Raw genomic sequence first — 25,343 nt, 5'->3', positions numbered from 1 at the left:
GAAGCCGATGGAAATCGGCTTTGAAGTTTCTTATTGAAATTCATTGGCATTATCTTATCTAAATTTGGCCTTTTATTTTCTATATCCCGGTGGCCTCATACGTGGGGCTTTATCTTTGCTGGCATGTGGTATGAGATCCATGCGATGATCGCTTTCCGGCTGTTCGTTCTTAGGGCGGCTTGGGAAACGGCTGATCTCATCCGGTGTTGGTTTATAGTCATCTTGGTTAAACTTGGCTTTTTTCTCATATTCAGTGCGAGAGATATGACGGCCTAATACCTCGTCAAAGACGTAGTTTTCAGCAATACGTTTATCATGTTCTTCACTGATTAGCTCAATTTGAGCTTTGTTTGCTTTAGCCCATACAAACTTCTGCTTGAAAAAATCTATGACAAGAGTTGTGAGGCGTTTAAAAATATTATCCTGAGTGGAATAGCCTGTGTCCTCTTAACTCGTTCAGGGGCGCTTCTGGATGCCCTGTTTGGGTTTTGAGAGGAGGATGTTTTCAGAATAGTATTTGTACCAGAATCAGAAACACTGATTGATGGCTGAATACCAGCAACAACTTTACTGACTTTTGTTTTATCACGGTAAGATTTAACACCACGCTGACAAGTATGAGGTGCAGGAGCAACCAATACAGGTTTTTGCTCATCAGCATTGGAACTACTTGAACGTGTTTCAGGTATTATGATCTCTTCTGGTTCAGCAAGAACAGCCACGGTGAAGCTTCTGACATCAACGACGATTTCAAGATCAAGTTCACTGAATGTTTTATAGACTTCAACCGCTTCCTGCTTCGCTGCATCACGAACTGTCTGTTCTGCGGCTCTTTGCTCCTGAGCAGCCTTACTACGCCATTTAGCGCTGTGGATACGTTTCATTGCAGGACGATTTGTTTCAGCGGCCTTAGCAAGCCATAACGCTTTTTCTTCATTATCTAAAGCTACTGCTGCTTTTTCTAACGCTTTCTCATGCTGGGCCTGAAGAGAACGATGATCAATACGTTCTGATGAACCAGCAGTAGCAAGATAGCTGTTAGCCATTGATGCCCATGATTCACGCCAAAGGACAGACATTTTTCGGTCATTCCAGCTTCTTTCTTTTTTACCAAAACCCTCCGGGCCTATGGTTTTTAATGTCAACATAACGTGTGCATGAGGATTATCACTATCGAGATCGTGGAAAGCGATATCGGCAATCATGCCTTTATCAACGAAATTTTTCTGACAATATTCAAGAACAAGTTTTTTCTTCTCGTCATTATTTAACTCGGCTGGAATAGCAACATCGAAATAACGGGCTGTTTGTCCATTGTTCTGGCGCTCAACCCTTTCAACTTCATTCCACAATGCTGTAGAGTCTTTTACGATATGTTCTGGAGCATTAACAGGTGCTAATATGAAATGTCCGTATAAATCAGTACGGCGGCTATAATCATAGGTATCACCTGTTCTTTCATCTGTTATACGTGTACGAGCATGATAGGCAGCTTTCGCAACGGAAGATCTCCCCTCACTTCGTTTCACAATTTTAAAATCAAGATGAAAAATAGCCATACAATAAAAACAACCTCAATATAAATTTAAATATCAAACTAAAATATAAATCTCCAATGCGACTCAGCTGGTTTTAGTTTTTCGCAAGAAAAACTCTGGTGTTGACGTTGACCTTGCTTTTAGCCTGCGGCAGGCAACCGTCGGTAGACCCCACACACTGCGTAGCAGTGTATAGGTGGGCATTGCTTTATTTTTATATCTCCTAAAGGAGCTAAAAATAACGACAATGTATAAAGTTTTTCTATAGTTAAATAATAACGCTAGTTTTAATGTCTGTGAAATTAACTGAGGCAGAATCGGATAAACGGTTGAGGTAGGATCATAATATTAGATTTTGGTGTTTAGAATGCGCCCGTAAGGGCAAAAGTAGTTAAATTAGTCTCCCGCCGTAAGGCGGGAAAGTGAAAATTAGACAAAACAGTGAAAATAACAAACGCTTTTACATGTTGCACAATTCACAGGTTAGGTTCGGAAATCAGAGTGTAAAAATAACAGGTGAAATTATTTCCCTTGATTTGATAAAATAAGTAACGCGGAGAGTGTCAGGCATTCAATGTTAGTGATTGCGCTCGTTTGTGTTGCATAATTTTATTTTGAGCTTACTGGCATCTCATGTTTAAAACCAAAACACCATTTTTTCGGGATGAATCCCATCATTGACAGGGCAAGCCTGTTCAGCTACTGATTGTTTACAACAATCATCTCGCGCTGCGTAATTTAATCTGGAATGCAAAGTATTCAACCCTCTTCATATGGCTTGACTTTTTCCTTTTTAAATTGTATTTCATGTTTTTGACAACTAAAAGGAAAAGTAATTATGAATACGGATGATAAAAACAGACAGCCAAGAACAGAAAAAACCATCAAGCAAAAAATAGCTTCAGCACAGATGCGTCTTAATCGCCTAAAGAGTAAGGAAAAATCCCAGACTAAGAGTTCTGAGACACGCCTGAAGATCATCCTTGGGGCAGAAGTAGCTAAAGCTTTGGGCTGTAAAGTAGAGGATGTCGATAAGGAGTATGTATTGGGGGTGTTATTACAAGCTTCGAGTAATAATGCGGAGGTTAAAGCAAAAATTAAATTACGAGGAAAAAGATTTCTTGAGGATATGGTTGGCAAACAAGCATAATTATAATCGCTACTAATATTGCAATATCTAGAGTGTTTAACATCAAATGTAAAACATTCTTGGCGTCAAGTTATTATCTTCATTATTAAGAATTTGTTGTTTAGATATAAAATAACTTGGCTGATGATTACTTTCAAAGTTTATTTAACTAATGTTTTTTTTATGCTTTGAAAGCATGTTGGACTGTTTGTTACTTCATGTTATAATAGAAAAAATAATTCATGGTTACTATCAATGAAAATAGAAAGTTATACTGAACAATTAACAATGACAGAAATGTGCTTTACATTAGGTGCAAATAGCTTTGGCTATGTTTATCCCCAAGGCAGTGTTCCTAACGTTGAGAAAATAAGGGAATCCTTGTCTAAAGCAGGAGGGAAGCCTATAGAGTGTGCCTTAAATAATTATAGTCTTGGAGGGAAGGGGAATTCTAAGCCCGAATTCATAATAACTTTTGAAAATGATCCTTCAACTATTTTAGTTATTGAATGCAAGAGCCAAACAAGAAAACATGTCAGTCCCCTTTTAAATAAGCCAAACGCTTTTGCAGTTGATGGTGCGCTTTATTACGCCAAATTCCTTAAGCAGCATTATAATGTCATTGCTGTAGGAGTTAGTGGTTCAGAAAAAGACAAGTCATCAGTAGATGTATATTATTGGCCCAAAAATCAGGATGCCCCTTTCACTCCAAAAGAAACTACACAACATTTTTCTTTCTCCCGATAACTATTGGAAAGCAATCAACGGAGAGAAAATATCTAAAAGTTATTCTTTGGACGAAATTCGAGATACGGCAATTGATTTTCACGATAGACTTCGCAGCATTAAAGTAACTGAAAAACAAAAGCCAATATTTATTGCTGGTATACTAATTGCCTTAGAAGATAAAGACTTCTCTCGTGATTATATTAATCTAACTAGTTTTTCTAATATTATACTTTCATTAACAAATGCTATTGATAATGTCCTTGATGATAGTGATATATCGAGAAACAAGAGAGATAATATTAAAGCTTCTTTTAGGTCTATCGGCCAAAATGAAAAGCTTAGTCAAATCCCTATTGGATGCGATTATTCTATTTCATGGTATATTGAGCAGCTAGAGATGAAAATCAAGCCTATGATGAATAATGCTGACTCATCTTTAGATGCATTAGGTGTTTTTTACCATGAGTTCGTAAAATATAGCGGTGGTGATGGCAGTGGCCTTGGTATCGTTCTGACTCCGCAACATTTAACTGAGTTCATGTGCGATTTAGCTGAGATAAATGAAGATAGCTATGTCGCTGATATATGCTGTGGTAGCGCTTCTTTTTTAGTATCAGCTATGAATAAGATGTTTCACAAAACATCAGACCCTAAAAAATATGAAAATATTAGAAAGCACCAACTGCATGGAATTGAGTTAGATCCTGATTTGTATGTATTAGCCATAGCGAATATGATCATTCGTAGAGATGGTAAATCCAATATTATACACGGAGATTGCTTTAATTCTAAAACTATCAAAAAATTACAAGATGCAGCTAAATTTAGAATAGATGAGAACGGCAATGTTGTCGAAGATAATGTCGGCTTAACGGCTGGTCTTCTAAACCCTCCTTACTCACAAAAAGATCTTGTTGAGTTAGAGTTTGTAGAACAACTTCTTAACATCCTTGTAAAGAATTCTAAAGCAGCGGTAGTTGTTCCAATGTCATGTGCTATAGGGACGAAATTTAAAGATGTACGAAAACGGTTATTTGAAAAGCATACCTTAAAGGCTGTTTTTTCAATGCCTGATGATATTTTCTATCCAACAGGAACAAATGTATGCGTTATGGTTTGGGAGGCGCATAAAGCACATGATGAAAAAGTTAAAACTTTCTTTGGTTATTGCAAGGACGATGGTTTCATAAAAAGAAAAAAATTAGGGCGCGTAGATGTTTATAATCAATGGGATAAAATAAAGAGTCAGTGGCTTTCTTTGTATAAAAACTCTGAAGAAGTTGATGGCCTTTCTGCAAAAAAAACAGTCACTCATAAAGACGAATGGCTCGCAGAAGCATATATGAAAACTGATTATACAAAATTGACTCAAGATGATTTTGAAAAAAGTGTACGAGACTATTTTTCTTATCTGGTAAAAGAAGGTAAAATTCATGAAGGTTAAAGACTTATTCCACATTAAATATGGTGTTAACCTTGAGTTGAATAAGCTGGATATAACTGATCATAGTTCTGGCATAAACTTTGTAGCGAGGACATCTCAAAATAACGGTGTTGTCGCTAAGGTAAAACCACTACCTGATGTAAAACCCAATCCTGCAGGAACTATTAGCTGTGCAGGTGGTGGGTCTGTATTATCGACTTTTGTACAGCAGGAACCTTATTATAGCGGTAGGGACTTGTATGTTCTTTCATCAATTAAAGAGATGAGCTTTGTTAGGAAGCTATATTATGCTCATCTTATAAGTGAGAACAAATATAAATATAGCTATGGTCGTCAAGCCAACAAAACTCTGGGCGATATTTTATTACCAGAATCAATCCCTGATTGGGTTGATAATGTTGAGTTGGACCAATTTTCCAATGAAATTAAAACTTCGGTCGTTAAAAATGATTTGCCTATTAATATATCATTATGGAAAGAATTTCCTATGAAAGATATATTTGAATTTTCTAAAGGTAAACGTTTAACAAAGGAAGATATGGTTGAAGGTAATTTAAATTTCATTGGAGCTATATCTGATAACAATGGCGTGCGGCAGTTGATTGAAAATAAACCAACTCATCGTGGGAATTGTATCACAGTTAATTACAATGGTTCCGTTGGTGAAGCGTTCTATCAGAAGAACGATTTCTGGGCATCTGATGATGTTAATGTTTTAACACTCAAAAACAAAGAGCTTAACATTCTGTTGGGCCTTTTTTTATGCACAATTATAAGGGCAAATAAATTAAAATTTGGATACGGTAGGAAATGGACTTTAGATAAAATGAAAGACACACTCATAATGCTACCTGTTGATAATAATAATAATCCCGACTGGGATTATATGGAATCATATATTAGTAGCCTACCTTACAGTGATAGAATACAATGAAATCTTATAGTGAAATAAAGGGTTTTCCCCTTTATTTCATTACTGATGATTTATTGAATTCAAACGGCCTGACCATTCTTTCTCGATTGGCATTAAGATAATCAGCCCACCACTGTAGCATTAGCCGACGCTCATCGAGATGTTCAGCAAGATGGATGTAAGCAGCACGAACGTTATTACGCTCCTGATGGCTCATCTGACGTTCTACAGCATCTTTTGACCATAAGCCGGATTCGATCAAGGCACTACAGGCCATTGAGCGGAAACCATGACCACAAACTTCTGTTTTTGTGTCATAGCCCATTTTACGTAGCGCGTTATTAATGGTGTTTTCACTCATTGGCTTATAGGCATAGTGATCTCCAATGAAGATGATTTTCTGATCTCCACTGAGCTTCCGAATTTCTCTCAGGGTGGCTAAAGCCTGCTTGCTTAATGGGACGAGGTGAGGGGTTTTCATCTTTGAGCCACGGCTGGAGTGTTTCACCCCTTGAAGTTCGTCACGTTCTGCAGGTATCGTCCAGAGCGCATTTTTGAAGTCAATTTCAGACCAGCGGGCAAAACGCATCTCACTTGAACGAACAAAAGTTAGTAAAGTGAGTCGAACAGCAAGGCGGGTTAGCTGTCTTCCTCTGTAGCTCTCAATGCGGCTTAGAAGCTCTGTAATGCGTTCGAATGGAAGAGCCGGGCGATGGACTCGTTTTGCTGTTGCAATGGCTCCAGCTAAGTCCTGAGCAGGATTACTATCGATAATACTGTTATGGACAGCATATCGCATGATAGCGGTGATGCGTTGCTGGAGACGAGCAGCAATCTCAAGATGCCCGGATTTTTCAGCCGCCTTAATTGGTTGAAGTAGGTCACGGGTTTTGAGGTCGGTAATGTTTCGTTTACCAATAACAGGGAACACATGGTTAGTAAGACTGTTCAGCACTCTTTCAGCGTGAGTTTCTGACCAGTTGATGTTGCTTGCATGCCAGTCTCTGGCAACGGACTCAAAAGCAAGAGCGCCGCTTAGCTCTACCTTTTCAGATTTTTTCTTTTCGGAGGGGTCAATACCAGCAGCAATTAATTTTCTGGCATCATCTCTATGGCTACGGGCATCAGCAAGAGAGACTGCAGGGTAGACCCCTAGAGCCAGTAGCTTTTGTTTTCCTGCAAAGCGGTATTGTAGACGCCAGTATTTGGAGCCATTAGGATGAATAAGAAGATGCATACCGTTGCCGTCAGTGAGTTTTACTGGCTTGTCAGCGGGCTTGGCATTTCTTACTTTGACATCAGTGAGAGCCATCGTTTACCCCTCCCTGTGATGGTACAAAACGTATCGAACTAACAATACCAACAGATATACCATCAAGGCAATGTGGATGTTGATGAATGTTAGTGAACGTCAGTGAGGGGGATAAAGTATATAGTTTGTTGACTTTAAAAAGAAAAACGGACGTCAGTGGACGTCCGTGTATGAATAAGTGGTGCCCGGACTCGGAATCGAACCAAGGACACGAGGATTTTCAATCCTCTGCTCTACCGACTGAGCTATCCGGGCAACGGGGCGCATTAAACCGTATTGACTGCTTGCCGTCAACGGGTTTATGAGTTAACAAGCGGAAAACCCTACTGATTGCCGACTTTTCAGCCAACACGCGGAGTTCGCGTTTCTCATTGCTTTTGCTGTCAGGTCAATGCCCCGTTTTTACGGCATAATGAAAAGCGGAGAACATCTTCGGCCAGCCGTCGTGCCGTTGCAATGCTCGATGCCTGATGTTTTACCAACAGATTGCTTAAACATCCTTCCAAAATCAGTTCCATCTGCTGAGCCACCATTTCCGGATCGTCGGTTTCCAACTCTTCCAGCAGGTCGCGGGTATAGCGGTAGGATGCCTGTTTCTGCTGCTCGGCAATCTGATGGATCGGGTGGTTAATATCAGGAAAGAAGCTGCAGGCGGCCACAAACAGGCAGCCGGGATAACGCTGTTGTTTTACCGCATCATGCAGCACCTGATAACGCGCCAGCAGTTTTTGCTCAGTGTTTTTCGTGTCATCCAACAGAAGCTGTCGCCGCCAGACATCGACCTGTTGGCTGTGATAGCGCAGGCTGTCATAAAGCAGGGCTTCGCGATCGGGCCAAAACGGCAGTAGCTCTGCCATGGAAACGTCCAGTTTTTCAGCCAACATGTCCAGAGTGGTCATGGCGAAACCGTGTTGTTCCAACAGCGTGAGTGCATGTTCAAGAACGTCTTCCCGTTGCATTGGCTCTCCTCCAGAAAAGCGATTGCCAGAATAAATAGTGTCGTTTACGGACTGAACTTCTGCAAATGTGCCTGAAATTTTTCCGCGTCCATAAATCCGGTGACGCGTGAGCCGGGTATCTCTTTACCCTGCGCATCAAAAAACAGGATGGTGGGTAGCCCCAGAACCTGTAGTTGTTTCAGCAACCTGTTCTGTTCCGTTCGATTTTCGGTCACATCAGCTTGTAATAACGTCATGCGTGATAAAAGGCGCTGCACATTGCTATCGCTGAAGGTGTATTTTTCAAACTCTTTACAGGCGACGCACCAATCAGCGTACAGATCGAGCATCACGGGTTGATGACGTCCCGCCAGCGCATTATTCAAACTGACGACGTTGGTCACCGGTGTAAAATTGAGGGCGGAAGAGGCATGTCGCCGTTCAGATTCCGCCGGTGGAAATATCCAGTTCTGTAGCGGTCGCGCTGCGACTAGAGCACTCGCCAGCAGCAGTAGCTGAACGCCGCGCATCCAGCCTTTATGGCTGCGTAAGCTCAGCGTGAACGCCCAGCCGAAAAAGGCCACACCCAACAGACTCCACAATCTGATCCCCCAACTTTCGCCCAGTATGCGCTCAAGGAGAAAAACGGGCAGCGCCAGAATGACAAAGCCGAACGCTTCTTTGACGTATTGCATCCACGGGCCGCTACGCGGCAACAGCCGATTACCGAACAACGTGACCAGAATCAGCGGCAGACCCATGCCTAAAGCATATAAATAGAGCGAGCCGCCTCCCGCCAATAGGTTACCGCTTTGCGCAATATAAAGCAGAATGGCGCTAAGCGGCGCCGTGGTGCAAGGGGAGCAGATTAATCCCGCTAAAGCGCCCATGCTGAACACGCCAACCAGAGAACCGCCTTGCTGACGATTGCTCCACTCCGTCAGGCGGGTTTGCATGGCGGAGGGCAGTTGCAGGGTGTACAGACCGAACATGGAAAGCGCCAGCGCGATGAACAGCACAGAGAGGCTTATCAGAACATACGGATGTTGCAGCGCGGCCTGAAAGCGCAGTCCTGCGGCGGCGACGATCAGTCCCAGCAGCGTGTAGGTCAGCGCCATCCCCTGTACATAACTCATCGATAAGCAAAAGGTTCGCAGGGGCGTTAATCGGGTTTTCCTGCCGAGCACCAAACTGGATATCAACGGGTACATGGGCAGCACGCAGGGCGTGAAAGCGACGCCGATGCCAATCAATAGCGCCCACCAGGGGGAGAAGGGCGGCGGCGTTTCAAGGGGCGATGGTCCGGGCGGCGCGGAGCCTCCGCCTGCGGTCTGGACAACCCGGCTTAGCGGGATGATGCGCGTCTCCGGCGGGTAACAAAAGCCCGCATCCGCGCAGCCCTGATAGGTGACTTTTACCGTTGCGCGGTCATTTGCTTGCAGTAGCGGGATGGTGACCGCCAGCTGTTGCCGAAAGATGAAAGTCTGACCGAAATAGTCATCCTGATGGCTAGCGCCCGGCGGCAAATTGATATCGCCAAGCACCGCGTCGCTGCCTTCCAGTTTTATCTGCTGGCGATAGAGATAATAGCCCGGCTGTATTGCCCAGCGAACGGTCAACCGGTCATTCCGCTGCTGAAAGTCAAAAGCAAAGGCCTGATCGACAGGCAAAAAAGGCGAACTCTGGCTGCCGCCGATACTATTTTGACCAAAGGGCGAGGCCGCCATGGCCGTTGCGCCGAGTGAGGCCCACAACAGGACGATCAGCGTAAAGATGCGTTGAGCCATGTCAGATAATCGTTATCGCCACTCAATACCGGCAACACCAGCAGTTCCGGCGTCTGGTAAGGATGGTGTTGTTTCAGATGGTTCAGCAAAACCTGCTGGTGTGCGGTATCGCTTTTGATCAGCATTTGTACTTCCGACTGCTGTTCAAGTTTGCCTTCCCAGTAATAAAGCGAACGGGCGCCGGGCAGTAGCGTTACGCAGGCGGCAAGTTTCGCTTCCAGTAATGATGCGGCAAGCTGTTGCGCGCAAGGTTCGTCAGGCGCGGTACAGAGTATGACGACGGCATCGCAAGCAGGGCGGTTTGACATCGTGGCCTCCGTTTAAGGTGAACATGGGAACACTATACCTTGCTTTGTATAATCAGGGGAATGATGCGGCGCCTTATCGTTGGCCGCTTATGCGGGATAGCCGGGCTAAAATCTCTTAAGCATAAAGTAAAGGCGCGTCGCTCTTGGCGAGCAAACGCGCCTTAAAAAAGATGATGTCAGGTGTTAAGACACATCGTTCTCGTCGGTGTAACGTTTGGCTTTATATGCCGGGTGCATCAGGTTCTGGATGGAGAAAATGTCATCCAGTTCCGCTTCCGTCAGCAGACCGCGTTCCAATACGACTTCCCGTACGCTTTTACCGGTTTCCGCACAGAGCCTACCGACGATATCGCCGTTGTGGTGGCCGATAAACGGGTTGAGGTAAGTGACGATGCCGATCGAGTTGAAGACGTATGCCTCGCAGACATCCTTGTTAGCCGTAATGCCATTCACGCATTTTTCCAACAGGTTGTAACAGGCATTGGTCAGAATGTGCGTTGACTCAAACATGGCCTGGCCGATAACGGGCTCCATGACGTTTAACTGCAATTGTCCCGCTTCGGAAGCCATGGTGACGCAGGTGTCGTTGCCGATCACTTTAAAGCATACCTGGTTGACGACCTCCGGCACCACCGGGTTGACTTTGGCCGGCATGATGGAAGAGCCCGCCTGCAACTGCGGCAGGTTAATCTCGTTCAGACCGGTCCGCGGCCCGGAGGAGAGTAAGCGCAGGTCGTTACAGATTTTCGACAGCTTTACGGCCAGGCGTTTAAGCGAGCTGTGCACCATAACGTATGCGCCGCAGTCGGAGGTCGCTTCAATCAGGTCTTCCGCCGGAACACAGGGCAGGCCGCTGACTTCCGCCAATCGTTTTACCGCCAGTTGCTGATAGCCATCCGGCGTGTTCAGCTTGGTGCCGATCGCCGTCGCCCCCAGGTTCACTTCCAACAACAGTTCCGCGGTACGCAGCAGGTTTTTATTTTCTTCTTTCAGTAACACATTGAAGGCATGAAATTCCTGGCCTAAAGTCATCGGAACCGCGTCTTGCAGCTGGGTTCGCCCCATTTTCAATATGTTTGCGAATTCTTTGGCTTTGCGTTCGAAACCGTCGCCAAGCTGTGTCAGCGCGTCAACCAGTTTCAGAATAGAGGCGTAAACCGCGATGCGGAATCCGGTGGGGTAGACGTCATTGGTCGATTGACACTTGTTCAGATGATCGTTTGGATTGAGATATTGGTATTCGCCTTTTCGGTGTCCCATCAGTTCCAAACCGATATTGGCTAATACTTCGTTGGTGTTCATGTTTACCGAGGTGCCCGCGCCGCCCTGATAGACATCAATCGGAAATTGATCCATGCATTTGCCGTTATTCAGCACTTCATCGCAGGCCTGGATGATGACATCGGCAATTTTGCGGGGGATAGTTTGCAGTTCCTTGTTCGCCAGTGCCGCGGCTTTTTTAACCATGACCATACCGCGTACAAATTCCGGGATGTCGCTTATTTTACTGTTACTGATGTAAAAGTTTTCGACCGCCCGTAAGGTATGAACACCATAATAGGCATCTGCGGGAACTTCTTTGGTACCTAACAGGTCTTCTTCAATACGAATGTTATCTGACATGAGAGCCTTCTCTATATTCTGCTGACTAAAAATTGTTTGAACTAATTGCACGATCACGGGCAGGAATTGCAGAGTATTTGACTTAATTCGCATTAACCTGCGTGATTATATGCTGTATATCCCAAAAAAATAGTAGCCTAGATCACTATCTGATCTTTCCATTACACTCAGATAAATGAACTGTGATAGCCGTCGCGACTGACCACTTTCAGATAACAAATGTCTATGTCATAGCTTGAAAATAGCTGATCGCGCTACCATCTCAGTAGATTATAATGTGCAGAGCAGTGATGCCTGGTCATATTTGTTTTCAATAACATAATTTGTTTACAACAATCGCGTTTGTTCTTAACAACAGGCGTTTTCACAAACAGGAGAATCAGGTGCGCTGGTTACCGTTGTTATTAATTTTTCTTTTCGCTTACATAGAGATATCGCTGTTCATTCAGGTGGCGGAGGTACTTGGCGTAGCGATAACCCTGTTGTTAGTGGTTTTCACTTCCTGTATCGGCGTTTCACTGGTGCGTAACCAGGGGATGAAAACGATTGTGCAAATGCAACAGAAAATGGAGCAGGGTGAAAGTCCGGCAGCGGAGATGGTAAAAAGCGTATCGCTGGTGCTGGCGGGTTTTCTGTTATTGGTTCCCGGATTCTTCACCGATTTTCTGGGGCTGTTGTTATTGTTGCCGCCGGTACAAAAGCGTTTGACCCTCAAACTGATGCCGCACTTGCATATTTGGCGTTCCGGCCCCGGCGCGTCGGCGTCTGGCGGCAATACGTTTGAAGGCGAGTATCAGCGTAAGGATGATGGGCGTAGAAATATTGACCATCGGGATGAAAACGACGATCGCTGAGTGTTAGATAAGTTACATAATGAACAAGGATTATCTGGTTGATAATCCTTGTTTTTTGTTTTGTGGGTGACAAAAAACATCATTAGATGCAAAAAAAATAAATTTCCCCCCTTGAAGGAAAAAGAATTGCCCCCACTTAAATCACCACAAGGCCAGATATGAAGGCATAGCTGGCGTTTATCCTAAACTGATATGGACTTTCTCAAAGGAGAGCTATCAATGAAAATTCGTCCATTGCATGACCGCGTGATCGTCAAGCGCAAAGAAGTTGAGTCCAAATCTGCTGGCGGTATCGTTCTGACCGGCTCCGCTGCAGGTAAATCTACCCGTGGTGAAGTACTGGCCATCGGCCATGGGCGCATCCTGGAAAACGGTGAAGTTAAACCGCTGGATGTGAAAGTCGGCGATATTGTCATTTTCAATGATGGCTATGGCGTGAAGGCAGAGAAGATCGATAACGAAGAAGTCTTGATCATGTCTGAAAGCGACATTCTGGCAATTGTTGAAGCGTAATTACGCGTAATCACCTGAACTGAACGAATTTAAGGGAAATACACCAATGGCAGCTAAAGACGTAAAATTCGGTAATGACGCTCGCGTAAAAATGCTGCGCGGCGTGAATGTACTGGCTGATGCAGTGAAAGTTACCCTGGGCCCTAAAGGCCGTAACGTTGTCCTGGATAAATCTTTCGGCGCACCGAACATCACTAAAGACGGCGTTTCTGTAGCGCGTGAAATCGAGCTGGAAGACAAGTTCGAAAACATGGGCGCTCAGATGGTGAAAGAAGTTGCCTCTAAAGCGAACGACGCGGCAGGCGACGGCACCACCACCGCAACCGTACTGGCTCAGTCCATCATCACAGAAGGTCTGAAAGCCGTTGCTGCGGGCATGAACCCGATGGATTTAAAACGCGGTATCGATAAAGCCGTGATCGCCGCGGTTGAAGAATTGAAAAAACAATCTGTTCCTTGCTCTGATTTCAAAGCTATCGCACAGGTTGGCACCATCTCTGCAAACTCCGACGAAACCGTGGGTAAACTGATTGCAGAAGCGATGGAAAAAGTCGGTAAAGAAGGCGTTATCACCGTTGAAGAAGGCACCGGCCTGCAAGACGAACTGGACGTTGTTGAAGGTATGCAGTTCGATCGCGGCTATCTGTCCCCTTACTTCATCAACAAACCGGAAACCGGTTCTATTGAGTTGGAAAGCCCGTTCATCCTGCTGGCCGATAAAAAAATCTCCAACATCCGTGAAATGCTGCCGGTTCTGGAAGCCGTTGCCAAAGCGGGCAAACCGCTGCTGATCATCGCGGAAGATGTTGAAGGCGAAGCGCTGGCGACATTGGTGGTTAACACCATGCGCGGTATTGTGAAAGTGGCCGCTGTTAAGGCGCCTGGTTTCGGCGACCGTCGTAAAGCCATGCTGCAAGATATCGCTACCCTGACCGCCGGTACGGTGATCTCTGAAGAGATCGGTCTGGAGCTGGAAAAAACCACGCTGGAAGATCTGGGTCAGGCCAAACGCGTTGTTATCAACAAAGATACCACCATCATCATCGATGGCGTGGGCGACCAAGCGACTATCGAAGGCCGTGTTGCTCAGATCCGTCAGCAGATTGAAGATGCGACTTCAGACTACGACAAAGAAAAACTGCAGGAACGTGTGGCTAAACTGGCTGGCGGCGTAGCCGTTATCAAAGTCGGCGCCGCAACTGAAGTTGAAATGAAAGAGAAGAAAGCGCGCGTTGAAGATGCCCTGCACGCTACCCGCGCCGCGGTGGAAGAAGGCGTGGTTGCCGGTGGCGGCGTAGCGCTGATTCGTGCCGCTTCCTCTGTCTCTGCGTCTGGTCTGAAAGGCGACAACGAAGATCAGAACGTGGGTATCAAAGTTGCGCTGCGCGCGATGGAATCACCTCTGCGTCAGATCGTGGTCAACGCCGGCGAAGAAGCTTCAGTTATCGCTAACAATGTTAAAGCGGGCAAAGGCGACTACGGCTACAACGCGGCGACTGAAGAATACGGCAACATGCTGGAATTCGGTATCCTGGATCCAACCAAGGTTACCCGTTCCGCTCTGCAATACGCCGCTTCTGTTGCCGGCCTGATGATCACCACCGAATGTATGGTTACCGATCTGCCGAAAGAAGAAAAAGTAGATTTAGGTGCTGCCGGTGGTATGGGCGGCATGGGCGGTATGGGTGGAATGATGTAATGCGGCGTCGCCGTCATGCGGGCTAATGCCTTAATGGCGGCTTGACCGGCTTTACATCTGTTTTTTCGATGCTGTACAAAAGGCGCTGTCTGGTGGATAACACGAGTCAGCGCCTTTTATTTTATCGCCCGTTAGTCGTCGGCTTCTGTTTTCCGCTTTGTTTTTTCCTTGATTTTCATCCTTTTTTTTGACTTTCTACTACCCGGGCCGAATTGCGAAAATGTTGCCGTATCAGGTATCCATAGGGTTAGAACGTGTTATCAAGGCGCTATTCTGCGCTACAATATGAAACGCTTACTTTATTTACCAATCACCCCTGAGCGGAGTAGGGATAATGTCTGATGGGGCGCAATTTTCCCTGCACACGATTGAATGGTTTGTCGATCCACCTGCAATCATTTCTGGGCATATCAAAGACTGGCTGATGGAAACGGCTTCAATGACGCAGCGTCTTGACGGCTATTGCGAGCGGCTGACGGTATCCGTCGCTAATGAACGCTTTATTGCGCCGGGGGAATTGAATGATGAGCTTGCGCACCTGCCCGTCAGCGACCGCTATTGGCTGCGTGAGGTTGTGCTTTATGGTGACGAGCGCCCCTGGTTATTCGGCCGAACCCTGATTCCCCGGCAAACGCTGGAGGATGCCGGTATCGACCTGACGAAAATCGGCGATGTGCCGCTGGGGCGTTATCTTTTTCAGCATGACGCCCTGACGCGTGATTACATACATACCGGACTCTGTGATGGGTTGTGGGCGCGGCGTTCCCGTTTGTGCCTTTCCGGTCATCCGTTGTTGTTGACCGAGTTGTTTTTATCAGAGGCACCGCTTTATTTGATGGATAGCCGCGAAGGCTAACCGGTAATTGAGGAGATGAGTCCGTTGGAAAGAAGTGTAACAGCGGGGAAATGGCTGGCTTATTGTCGGTTGATGCGTATTGATAAGCCGATAGGTTCTCTGTTGCTGCTGTGGCCGACTTTGTGGGCATTATGGCTGGCTGGACGAGGCGCGCCTGAGCCGTGGACATTACTGGTTTTTGTTGCCGGCGTCTTTTTGATGCGGGCGGCCGGCTGCGTGATTAACGATTATGCCGATCGCCATTTTGACGGACATGTGAAGCGTACGGCTTCACGTCCGCTGCCCAGCGGCCTGGTCAGCGAGCTGTCTGCGAAAATCCTGTTTGTGGTGTTGGTTATGCTGGCATTTTTCCTGGTTCTGACGCTGAATAGGATGACCATCTGGCTTTCGGTCGCCGGGCTGGCGCTGGCGTGGATATATCCGTTTATGAAGCGCGTCAGCCACCTGCCGCAGTTTGTGCTGGGTGCGGCGTTTGGCTGGTCGATACCGATGGCCTATGCGGCGGTTAGCGAATCGCTGCCCGTTACCTGCTGGATGATGTTTCTGGCTTATGTCTGTTGGACGGTAGCATACGATACCCAGTACGCCATGGTCGATCGGGATGACGACCTCAAGATCGGCATCAAATCCACCGCTATCTTATTCGGCCGTTTTGATACTTTGATTATTGGTTTGCTGCAATTGGCCGTGTTGCTGCTGCTGGCGTCTCTTGGCTATATGATAGCGCTGGGGCCGCTATTTTACGTGGCGCTGCTGATTGCGGCCGGGCTATTTGTTTACCAGCAGAAACTGATTGCCGGGCGGGAACGGAACGCGTGCTTCCGGGCGTTCAAGAATAATAACTACGTTGGCATGGCGCTGTTTATTGGCGTTTTGTTCGGTCTGTAGGCGGGTCACTGATGCAAAAAAGGCGGCGATATCTTCGCCGCCTGAGTTTGATGACAAACCCATTGTGATGAGATCGAGATACCCGGAGCGACCACGGGGGTGAGGCGTCCCTGCGGGAACCTCCCCCCGTGTTTCTCCTAATAAGAGGCTTTTCAGCAGTCTGAAGCGGCGATATCTTCGCCGCCTTTCTCTTTTGCCAGGTATTACGCCTGAGGAGGCGCTTCCTCGGTTTGGGTTTTCACGTTTTCCGCTTCAGCGGCTGAACTGGCGCTTTCAATCGTCAGTCGCACCTCCGGAGTGATCAAATTGCCCAGCGTATTGTATATCTCCAGGATATCGCTCTGAGGCGCCTCGCTGCTGTCAGTGATGTAACCTTCGCTGCGCAAGGTGGCGACCAGCGTGGAGAATACCGCTTTGTCGAAAAACTCCGGTGCATTAATGCCGTGCAGGACCGACAGCCGTTGCGCCATATTCCGGCTCTCTTTTTCCAGCGTTCCGCGATTGATGCCTGGGGTCGCCCCCAGCAACGACAGCGTGATGGCGTAGCGCTGCAGTGTTTCACGCACTCCCGCCGCTAATAGCTGCAGCGTACGGATACGCGCCGGGTTGATAAACAACGCCTCTTCTTTGACAGACAGCAACTGTTGCCGCGCCAGCTCCTCCGTCAGTGCGGATAGCACCGCCGGCAGTTCCTCTTTGCTGTAATGCAGGAACAGTTCCGCCTGGAGCAGGGGATAGATCAGCGTAATCTGGCGGATCAATTCGGTCATGGTTATATGGCGGTGATGGATCGCCATACTGGCGATCAGCGACGGCAGGATCAGCAGATGTTGGATATTATTACGGTAATAGGTCATCAGCACCGCCTGCTCCCGCGGCAGGATGATGATATCGCCGATACTGTCTTTCTCGACCTCGAATTTATCCATGCTCAACGCATGTTCCAGCAATTCAGCGGGCGTTTTTTCAGGCGCCGTGATGTCTTTATGGTAAGGCACATTGCGCAGGAGTTGCAGGTAGCAATCCAACTGTTCATGCATTTGCTCTCTGGTCAGGGAACGCTGACGTGAAGCCAGTAATGCCGTGGAACAGAGATTCATGGCATTCGCCGCGGCGGCGTTGTTGATGCGCGTCATGATATCCATCGCGACATTCTGTACCGTGGGCGTTAGCCAGCTTGGCCGCTGCGCTTCAATGGGATCAATGGCATCGCGCCATTGCGGCACATGCTGGTTCAGATAGGCGGTTAACGGCAAAGGCTCGCCGAAATTCACATAGCCTTGTCCCAGGTTGCGCAGTTTGCGCAAGCCGTGCACCATCTGCATAAAGCCTTCTTTCTCTTTCGTCGCGCCGCGCAGCTCTTTCGCATAGGTGCCGACTTCCATCACGTGTTCATAACCCACATAGATCGGCACCAGGGTGATAGGGCGCGTACCGCCACGCAACATGGCCTGAATCGTCATGGCCAGCGTGCCGGTTTTCGGTTCCAGTAACCGCCCGGTGCGTGAGCGTCCGCCTTCCATAAAATATTCGACGGAGTAGCCGCGGGTAAAGAGTTCGCCCAGATACTCACGGAAAATAGTGGAATACAGCTTGTTGCCTTTAAACGTGCGGCGGATGAAGAATGCCCCCAGCCGGCGGAAGATCGGCCCGGCCGGCCAGAAGTTCAGGTTGATCCCGGCGGCAATGTGCGGAGGCACCAGCCCCTGATGATAGAGTACGTAGGACAGCAGCAGGTAGTCCATGTGGCTGCGGTGGCAGGGCACATAGACAATTTCATGTCCGTCTTGCGCCAGTTGGCGTACGCGTTCGGCGTTGTGAACGTTGATCCCCTGATAGAGACGGTTCCAGGTCCAGCCTAATACCCGATCGGATAAGCGAATGGCTTCATAAGAGAAATCGGCGGCAATCTCTTCCATCAGGGCAATGGCGTTTTGCTGCGCTCGCTCATGAGAGAGCTTTTTGCTGCGCGCTTCATCATCAACGGCTTTTTTGATCGCTTTGGAGTTAAGCAGTTTGTTGAACAACTCCTGACGCACCGGAAGACGCGGGCCGACCGCAGCCAAACGCTGGCGTGCGAAATGCATGCGGGCGACGCGGGCGAGCTTGTGAGCGATGGTTTTATCCGTGCCGTGCTCGGTCGCCATATAGCGTAATGACACCGGACTGGAAAAACGGACAAAACTGTCTCTGCCCAGCCACAATACGGCAAAAAATTTCTCTATACCGTTGAGCAGGCGCAGATGCGGCGTTTGATTTTGCCCTTCGCGGCCCGGAGAACGGCCAAACATGACGGATACCGGCACCATCTGCACGTCCAGTTCAGGATTGTTTTGATGCAAATCCAGGTAGTCGTGGAACAGCTTGATCGATTCCTGCTTGGGAACGTAGTAGCGGAAAACGCGTGGACCGTCATTAATGAAGACATGACTGGGTAACTGCACGCCGCCGATATCGACCGGCTGAAGCGGATCCGGGAGACCTAACGCCTGGCACTTCGCCCTTAGCGTGAGTAAATCCGCCTGCGAATTATAAGGCAGCACATAGAGGATCGGGCGCGAGGGATCCAACCCCAGTTCGGCCACGGGGTCTATGGGAATTACCTTACTCTTCACTAACAGTTTGAGTGGAAAATTCAATAGGTTATAATAAATTTTACGCCAACCTGACATAACAACTTGAAGCCTCTTGTTAGCAATGCGTCGCAAGGATACCAGAAACTGCGCTGGAGATCTGTTGTGATAAGACAACGGGAAAGCGTTAAAACGTGAGCGAGCGTTGATAAATAATGGAGGATAGATGAATAAAGCGTCGGGGCTGACCCGGATAATCAAAGCAACCGGCTATTCCCTTCAGGGATTGAAGCAGGTATGGCGGCATGAAGCGGCATTTCGCCAGGAAACGCTGCTGGCTATTGTTGGAGCGATCATCGCCTGTCTGTTATCAATAACCTTGGTGGAAAAACTGCTGCTTATCGGAGCCGTGGTGTTGATCATGTTATTTGAACTGGTTAACAGTGCGATCGAAGCGGTGGTCGATCGCGTTGGTCTTGAACGCCATGAATTATCGGGCCGCGCAAAGGACATTGGTTCGGCAGCGGTGTTTGTCGCCATTTTGCTGGCGGCTGTCGTCTGGGGCTGTATTCTCTGGCGGCATTTTGCGTGAAGGCTTCCAGAAATTAATAAAAACCGAGGTTTACTCACATCCCGGTTCCCAATTGGCAATTAGCTGTATATACTCACAGCAAAACTGTATAAACAACCAGGGGGCGGAATGAAAGCATTAACAGCCAGACAGCAGCAGGTTTATGACCTGATCCGCGATCATCTAGCGCAGACCGGTATGCCGCCAACGCGAGCGGAAATAGCCCAGCAGCTGGGATTTCGTTCACCGAATGCCGCAGAAGAGCATCTGAAGGCATTGGCGCGTAAAGGCGTAATTGAAATTGTGTCCGGCGCATCACGCGGTATTCGTCTGCTGATGGAGGAAGAGGCTGGCATTCCGCTGATTGGCCGCGTAGCCGCGGGTGAACCGCTTTTAGCCCAGCAGCATATTGAATGTCATTATCAGGTCGATCCGTCAATGTTCAAACCCAGCGCCGATTTTCTGTTACGCGTCAGCGGGATGTCGATGAAAGACATTGGCATTATGGATGGTGATTTACTGGCTGTGCATAAAACGCAGGATGTCCATAACGGACAGGTTGTTGTGGCGCGCATTGAAGACGAAGTCACCGTCAAGCGCTTGAAAAAGCAGGGCAACACCGTTCATCTCCTGGCTGAAAACGAAGAGTTTTCTCCTATCGTTGTCGACCTGCGTCAACAAAGTTTCTCTATTGAGGGGCTGGCCGTCGGTGTTATTCGCAACGGCGACTGGAGCTGATGCCGGCGCGTTGACTGCCGGTCATCCATCCGACCTGCCATTTTCGTTTGATACTCGCCTCATATTTTGGGGCGATGTTGTTTCCTTCTTTCATGCGTATTCAATATTACCGCTACATTCTGTTGCATTTCGCCTATTTGATTTGTTGCGACATTACCGATCGTTTTCTTAATTAGATTATTAATGATGCTCTTTGAAACCCTATTTAAATAATAAAGTGAAACTATCGTCTATAGTTAATATTTAGGTGCGTTTTTTTCTCGCTTTGATATTTTTTTATTCCATTACTGGCTTTTGCCGATAGTGCGAAAATTCACTTTATATGGCAATATTTGCTATGAATAAAGAGCGAGTCAGCGTACAAGATAATACTTAAAGAATAAACTATACTTTAAATAATTCGAGTTGCAGGAAGGTAGCGACCACGGGAACCGATTTGAACGCCGCTTGCTGCGGCCCCGTAGGGACGAGCCACAGGTATGGGGCGGGTAACAAAGCCAACGCACATGCAACTTGCAGTATGACGAGTTACAGATACGCATGATCAAATGGCGACTAACCTCTGATACGGTTACGGTCGCCAAAATAATCGGCTGAAAAACAAGTTAAAGGTATGGGAAGGCAATATAATCGCGACTGCTAACCGGTAATGTTGACACGCGCAAGTTCGAATAATGGCATCCTGTGTCGAGGTGTTAACCATTTACCGTACTTGGGGTGGCGGCAGTAATGTAGGATTGGAAAGAGACGGCAGGTTTATTTTCTTTCTGACTGCAAAAATCCGGTTTGAGCGCTATTAACGGGGACAGCGGATGTTCCCTTCCCATCCTTATTATTAATGGCGTCAGCGTTTTTTAATGGGAATGGTATGGTCATGATCGCAATGGCCGGGATGTTTACAGGACGCCACTTCCTGGCAGCCCTCGCATAATCCGTGAGCTTCAATAACGCTATGGCGTAAGGTGAATCCTGCCTGCTGTGCTAACTGGCGTAGCGTCTCTTCTACGCCTTCTGTTTGGCGTTCGGTGACCTGACCGCAGCGATCGCAGATAAACAGCGCCGAAGTATGGCTGTGATCCTCAATGTGATGGCAAAGAACATAACTGTTGGTTGATTCCACCCGATGGATAAATCCCTGATCCAGCAGAAAGTCCAATGCACGGTACACCGTTGGCGGTTTCGCCTGGGGTTCTGATACCCGTAAGAGATCGAGCAGATCGTATGCGCTAATCGCGCCGGTCTGTTGCGCCATCAGCCGCAGTACTTCCTGACGTTGCGTTGTCAGGCGTACGCCACGGTGCTGACAAATCTGTTCAGCCTGGGCAAGTAGTTTGTCCTGATTGGTTGAATCCATTGTCATATACCTCGACGCATAAAGAACAAGAAGGACATCTTATCACGGCTGAGGAAAAACATAGAATCAGTGACGCGGCGTGCAGTCTGCCGGATATAGGAACTAAACGAGCAGATCAATCAGCAACGCGCGTAGCGGCGTTTCAGCCTGGATGGTTAATTCGCTTTCCTGCTGGATAAAGGCGCCATCGCCACAGTGCAGCGTATTGTCGCAAGACTGGCGGCAACTGATGGTGGCCGAACCATGAATTGACTGGAGATAGGCCCGATTGCCGTTCAGTTTAATACTCTGCTGCTCATTGTCCTGCAGCTCCAGGTGGTGGATCCACACCTGCTGACGGAGTTGCAAACTGCCGCTCTCCCCTTCGGGAGAGGCCAATAACCGGTGCCCCGTGTTATGACCGTCGAGGTTGTTCAGCGTCAATCGTTGCAACGGACTGTTTTCCCGCGTCGGGCAGGCATCGAGCCATAGCTGCATCCGCGTCAGCGGCTTACTGGCGCTGGTATTGTGTTCGCTGTAGCTGACATTGGGCTGGGTAGCCAGCAGCAATACGTCGCCCGCTTTGGCATGGACATGGCGGCCATGGCTGTCGCGGTATTCCGCCTCGCCTTGCAGGATGATATTTAAAATATCGACGCGAGGGTAGGTTCGGGGTTGGAACGACGCCCCCGGCGTCAGAACTTCCTGATTCAGCACGCGCAGTGAGGCATAACCCAGTAATTGCGGATCGAAGTAATGGCCAAAGGAGAAAGTATAACGCGCCTGCAACCAGCCATAGTCAGCTTGGCCGCATTGCTCTGCTGCTCTTTTTATGATCATGGTATAAGACTCGGAAAATATTTCTTAAACAAATGGTATGAAACACATAGTAATTGTGTGGACGGTGGATTGTTAGCTAGTTAATCTGGTGAGTATATTCAAAAATCCTGAATGAGTAGAAAATGTCAAAAGAACGAGCATTGACGCTGGAAGCTTTAAGAGTCATGGACGCGATTGATCGCCGGGGAAGTTTTGCCGCGGCAGCTGATGAATTGGGCCGCGTACCTTCGGCGCTGAGCTATACCATGCAAAAGCTGGAAGAAGAGCTGGATGTGGTGTTATTTGATCGTTCCGGACACCGCACTAAATTCACCAATGTCGGTCGTATGCTGTTGGATCGTGGACGGGTATTGCTGGAAGCGGCCGATAAGCTCACTACGGATGCCGAGGCGCTGGCCCGCGGATGGGAAACACATCTGACCATCGTGGCTGAAGCGCTTATTCCCACCCAAACTCTCTTCCCTTTATTGGATAAATTATCACAGAAAGCCAATACGCAGGTTTCGATCCTGACGGAAGTGCTGGCGGGAGCGTGGGAGCGTTTGGAACAGGGGCGGGCTGATATTGTCATTGCGCCGGATATGCATTTTCGCGCCTCTTCCGAGGTGAACACCCGCAAACTTTATACGTTGAAGAATATTTATGTCGCCAGTCCCGATCACCCGATACATCAAGAGCCGGAACCGCTTTCCGAGGTCACCCGTGTGAAATACCGCGGGATTGCCATTGCGGATACCGCGCGTGAACGCCCGGTGCTCACCGTACAGCTGTTGGATAAACAGCAGCGGCTAACCGTCAGCTCTATGGATGATAAACGGCGTGCGCTGCTGGCCGGACTGGGCGTAGCGACAATGCCTTATCCCATGGTCGCTCAGGATATTAGCGAAGGCCGGTTACGGGTGGTCAGCCCGGAGTATTCTATGGACAGCGAGATTATCATGGCCTGGCGGCGTGACAGCATGGGGGAGGCTAAATCCTGGTTTTTACGGGAAATACCTAAGTTGTTGAACCATGCCTGAGCTTTTCTCCGCGCATCGAGATGGGGAAAGGCACGATGCGCCATGCCTTTCCTCCCGCTTTATTTGCCGATAAATTTCTTATCCCGCCCGTGAGGGCTGTTCAGATCCTGCTCCGGCCCCAACGAGATCACGCCATGCGGATTGATGGTGCTGTGACTCCGGTAATAGTGGTGTCGGATATGCGCCATATTGACGGTGTCGGCTACGCCGGGCATCTGGTAGATATCACGTAAAAAGCCATACAGATTCGGGTAATCGCTTAAGCGGTATTTATCGCACTTGAAATGGGTATGATAGACCGGATCAAAGCGTATCAGCGTCGTCCACAGCCGGATATCCGCTTCCGTCAGACGATCGCCCGTCAGGTAACGATGTTGCCCGAGAATCGATTCCAATCTGGACAGGGCGGCAAATACGTCCGTCGCTGCTTCATCATAAGCCGCCTGACTGGTGGCAAAACCGGCTTTGTAGACGCCGTTGTTCAGCTTGTCATAGATCCAGCCGTTCAGTTCATCAATTTGCCCCCGCAGATCCTGTGGGTAGTAATCGCCGGGTTTCGCCCCGATAGCGTCGAAGGCGCTGTTAAACATCCGGATGATATCGGCCGATTCGTTGCTGACTATCGTATGTTTTACGGTGTCCCACAGTACCGGCACGGTAACTCGTCCGCTGTAGTTGGGATTGGCGTGCAGATAAAGCTGATAGAGAAATTCATGCTGATATAGCGAATCGCCGGTGGCGCCCTGAAAATCGGTCGCAAATGTCCAGCCGTGGTCCAGCATCAACGGATGCACCACGGAAACAGCAATGTGCGTTTCCAGTCCTTTCAACTGGCGCATCAGCAATGTGCGGTGTGCCCAGGGGCAGGCGAGGGAAACATACAGATGATAGCGTCCGGCTTCCGCCGGAAATCCGCCGTCACCGCTAATGCCGGGCTCGCCATCTGGCGTAATCCAGTGACGAAAATGTGATGCCGAACGCTTAAAACGACCGCCGGTCGATTTGGTCTCATACCAGGTATCGTGCCATACGCCATCAACCAGTTGTCCCATAGATCCTCCCGTGGTTAAACCATGCGGCGCGACGACAAGATCGTAGGGGGACGCTTGTCGCCGCTCTGTTTATTGGGCTGGCAGGGAAAGGATTTTCCTTACCACTTTTTATTCAGTATACGATCAAGGCTGAATGCGCCGGGACCGGTTACTGCTAATAATAGATAACCGCCCGCGATAGTCAGGTTTTTCATAAACATGACCTGATTGACGCCGTCCGCAAAGTTGGTGTGGAAAATCAGGGCCGTCAATATGGTGAAGCCGGCAATGAACAGCGCCACGGTACGCGTTAACAGACCAAACAGGATTGCCAGGCCACCCCCCAGTTCCAAGAGGATCGTCAGCGGCAACAGGAACGCCGGAACGCCCATCGACTGCATGTATTGCTGGGTTCCTGCGTAGGCATCGCCCAGCTTGCCATAACCCGCAACGATAAACAGAATGGGCATTAAAATACGCGCAACCAACAGGGCAATACTTTCTAAATTTTTCATCATCTCTCCAATATTATTTCTTCAAAGGCGTTAATCGCCGTCAATGTGTTAGTCGCAGGTATTTGCTGAAAAATATGCCCTGCCGTCAGGTTATGGAGCCGATACTATAGAGAGATGGCGTAAGGTAACAGCGAGTATAATTGTCGGTTTATTTCAGAAAAATTGATGTTTTGTTTGTATCAATGCCATGCG

The 25,343-nt window shown here is 48.0% G+C and carries 22 protein-coding genes, 1 tRNA gene and 1 pseudogene; 12 read left to right on the top strand and 12 right to left on the bottom strand.

The window, feature by feature from the left end:
• Positions 1 to 72: 72 nt before the first annotated feature.
• Positions 73 to 1,559, bottom strand: a pseudogene (gene mobQ / locus ACN28R_RS16025) (MobQ family relaxase).
• 817 nt (positions 1,560 to 2,376) lie between these two features.
• Here mobQ and ACN28R_RS16020 point away from each other — a divergent pair.
• From ACN28R_RS16020 to ACN28R_RS16005, 4 genes are all read left to right on the top strand, one after another.
• Positions 2,377 to 2,688 carry a conjugal transfer protein TraD gene (locus ACN28R_RS16020; RefSeq protein ID WP_095834922.1) on the top strand — a complete coding sequence of 104 codons (312 nt, stop codon included), beginning with the start codon at positions 2,377 to 2,379 and terminating at the stop codon, positions 2,686 to 2,688.
• 234 nt (positions 2,689 to 2,922) lie between these two features.
• Complete coding sequence (locus ACN28R_RS16015; RefSeq protein ID WP_121514241.1) at positions 2,923 to 3,414, top strand: hypothetical protein; 492 nt, start codon at positions 2,923 to 2,925, stop codon at positions 3,412 to 3,414.
• Positions 3,335 to 4,840 carry an HsdM family class I SAM-dependent methyltransferase gene (locus tag ACN28R_RS16010; protein ID WP_222103759.1) on the top strand — a complete coding sequence of 502 codons (1,506 nt, stop codon included), beginning with the start codon at positions 3,335 to 3,337 and terminating at the stop codon, positions 4,838 to 4,840. Before ACN28R_RS16015 ends, ACN28R_RS16010 begins: the two co-directional genes overlap by 80 nt.
• On the top strand, positions 4,830 to 5,774 hold the full coding sequence (locus ACN28R_RS16005) for a restriction endonuclease subunit S (RefSeq protein ID WP_095834921.1): 945 nt from the start codon (positions 4,830 to 4,832) through the stop codon (positions 5,772 to 5,774). The genes ACN28R_RS16010 and ACN28R_RS16005 overlap by 11 nt, the downstream gene beginning before the upstream one ends.
• A gap of 31 nt (positions 5,775 to 5,805) precedes the next feature.
• Here ACN28R_RS16005 and ACN28R_RS16000 read toward each other — a convergent pair whose 3' ends face one another.
• From ACN28R_RS16000 to aspA, 6 genes are all read right to left on the bottom strand, one after another.
• Positions 5,806 to 7,065 (bottom strand): tyrosine-type recombinase/integrase, encoded by a 1,260-nt coding sequence (locus ACN28R_RS16000; RefSeq protein WP_095834920.1) that lies wholly within the window; start codon positions 7,063 to 7,065, stop codon positions 5,806 to 5,808.
• Between the two features lie 179 nt (positions 7,066 to 7,244).
• Positions 7,245 to 7,320: transfer RNA gene (locus ACN28R_RS15995), tRNA-Phe, on the bottom strand.
• Between the two features lie 128 nt (positions 7,321 to 7,448).
• Positions 7,449 to 8,024, bottom strand: coding sequence for a transcriptional regulator (locus tag ACN28R_RS15990; RefSeq protein WP_095834919.1), 576 nt, complete (start codon positions 8,022 to 8,024; stop codon positions 7,449 to 7,451).
• A 44-nt stretch (positions 8,025 to 8,068) separates the two neighbouring features.
• Entirely contained in the window at positions 8,069 to 9,790 is a 1,722-nt protein-coding gene (locus ACN28R_RS15985; protein WP_048636339.1) for a protein-disulfide reductase DsbD, read from the bottom strand.
• Complete coding sequence (cutA, locus tag ACN28R_RS15980) at positions 9,766 to 10,098, bottom strand: divalent cation tolerance protein CutA (RefSeq protein WP_048636338.1); 333 nt, start codon at positions 10,096 to 10,098, stop codon at positions 9,766 to 9,768. The genes ACN28R_RS15985 and cutA overlap by 25 nt, the downstream gene beginning before the upstream one ends.
• Positions 10,099 to 10,281: 183 nt before the next feature.
• Positions 10,282 to 11,721: an aspartate ammonia-lyase gene (aspA, locus tag ACN28R_RS15975; RefSeq protein WP_048636337.1), complete on the bottom strand. Its 1,440-nt coding sequence runs from the start codon at positions 11,719 to 11,721 to the stop codon at positions 10,282 to 10,284.
• Positions 11,722 to 12,104: 383 nt separating this feature from the next.
• Here aspA and ACN28R_RS15970 point away from each other — a divergent pair, with 383 nt between their 5' ends.
• The 5 genes from ACN28R_RS15970 to ubiA all read left to right on the top strand — a co-directional run bounded on the left by ACN28R_RS15970 (position 12,105) and on the right by ubiA (position 16,531).
• Positions 12,105 to 12,575 carry an FxsA family protein gene (locus ACN28R_RS15970; RefSeq protein ID WP_048636336.1) on the top strand — a complete coding sequence of 157 codons (471 nt, stop codon included), beginning with the start codon at positions 12,105 to 12,107 and terminating at the stop codon, positions 12,573 to 12,575.
• 219 nt (positions 12,576 to 12,794) lie between these two features.
• Positions 12,795 to 13,088, top strand: coding sequence for a co-chaperone GroES (locus ACN28R_RS15965; protein WP_048636335.1), 294 nt, complete (start codon positions 12,795 to 12,797; stop codon positions 13,086 to 13,088).
• A gap of 46 nt (positions 13,089 to 13,134) precedes the next feature.
• Positions 13,135 to 14,787 carry a chaperonin GroEL gene (gene groL, locus ACN28R_RS15960; RefSeq protein ID WP_048636334.1) on the top strand — a complete coding sequence of 551 codons (1,653 nt, stop codon included), beginning with the start codon at positions 13,135 to 13,137 and terminating at the stop codon, positions 14,785 to 14,787.
• 334 nt (positions 14,788 to 15,121) lie between these two features.
• Positions 15,122 to 15,643, top strand: coding sequence for a chorismate lyase (gene ubiC, locus ACN28R_RS15955; RefSeq protein WP_095834918.1), 522 nt, complete (start codon positions 15,122 to 15,124; stop codon positions 15,641 to 15,643).
• Between the two features lie 15 nt (positions 15,644 to 15,658).
• Positions 15,659 to 16,531, top strand: a complete 873-nt coding sequence (gene ubiA, locus ACN28R_RS15950) for a 4-hydroxybenzoate octaprenyltransferase (protein ID WP_372490527.1) — start codon at positions 15,659 to 15,661, stop codon at positions 16,529 to 16,531.
• A 203-nt stretch (positions 16,532 to 16,734) separates the two neighbouring features.
• Here the strand turns inward: ubiA and plsB are convergent, their stop codons facing one another.
• Positions 16,735 to 19,203: a glycerol-3-phosphate 1-O-acyltransferase PlsB gene (gene plsB / locus ACN28R_RS15945; RefSeq protein ID WP_095834917.1), complete on the bottom strand. Its 2,469-nt coding sequence runs from the start codon at positions 19,201 to 19,203 to the stop codon at positions 16,735 to 16,737.
• A gap of 127 nt (positions 19,204 to 19,330) precedes the next feature.
• On the opposite strand from plsB, the gene ACN28R_RS15940 reads away from it, so the two are divergent.
• Entirely contained in the window at positions 19,331 to 19,696 is a 366-nt protein-coding gene (locus tag ACN28R_RS15940) for a diacylglycerol kinase (RefSeq protein WP_095834916.1), read from the top strand.
• A 108-nt stretch (positions 19,697 to 19,804) separates the two neighbouring features.
• Positions 19,805 to 20,413, top strand: coding sequence for a transcriptional repressor LexA (lexA, locus tag ACN28R_RS15935; protein ID WP_048636330.1), 609 nt, complete (start codon positions 19,805 to 19,807; stop codon positions 20,411 to 20,413).
• Between the two features lie 844 nt (positions 20,414 to 21,257).
• Here the strand turns inward: lexA and zur are convergent.
• On the bottom strand, positions 21,258 to 21,767 hold the full coding sequence (gene zur, locus ACN28R_RS15930) for a zinc uptake transcriptional repressor Zur (protein ID WP_048636329.1): 510 nt from the start codon (positions 21,765 to 21,767) through the stop codon (positions 21,258 to 21,260).
• Positions 21,768 to 21,869: 102 nt separating this feature from the next.
• Positions 21,870 to 22,586, bottom strand: a complete 717-nt coding sequence (locus ACN28R_RS15925) for a pirin family protein (RefSeq protein WP_095834915.1) — start codon at positions 22,584 to 22,586, stop codon at positions 21,870 to 21,872.
• 122 nt (positions 22,587 to 22,708) lie between these two features.
• Here ACN28R_RS15925 and ACN28R_RS15920 point away from each other — a divergent pair, with 122 nt between their 5' ends.
• On the top strand, positions 22,709 to 23,605 hold the full coding sequence (locus ACN28R_RS15920; protein WP_048636327.1) for a LysR family transcriptional regulator: 897 nt from the start codon (positions 22,709 to 22,711) through the stop codon (positions 23,603 to 23,605).
• Positions 23,606 to 23,664: 59 nt separating this feature from the next.
• Here the strand turns inward: ACN28R_RS15920 and ACN28R_RS15915 are convergent, their stop codons facing one another.
• Complete coding sequence (locus ACN28R_RS15915; protein WP_095834914.1) at positions 23,665 to 24,657, bottom strand: glutathione S-transferase family protein; 993 nt, start codon at positions 24,655 to 24,657, stop codon at positions 23,665 to 23,667.
• Between the two features lie 98 nt (positions 24,658 to 24,755).
• Positions 24,756 to 25,151: a DoxX family protein gene (locus ACN28R_RS15910; RefSeq protein WP_048636325.1), complete on the bottom strand. Its 396-nt coding sequence runs from the start codon at positions 25,149 to 25,151 to the stop codon at positions 24,756 to 24,758.
• Positions 25,152 to 25,343: the final 192 nt, after the last annotated feature.

It is taken from the genome of Brenneria goodwinii (genome assembly GCF_002291445.1).
Lineage (GTDB): Bacteria > Pseudomonadota > Gammaproteobacteria > Enterobacterales > Enterobacteriaceae > Brenneria > Brenneria goodwinii.
This window is presented reverse-complemented; position numbering and strand designations above follow the sequence as displayed.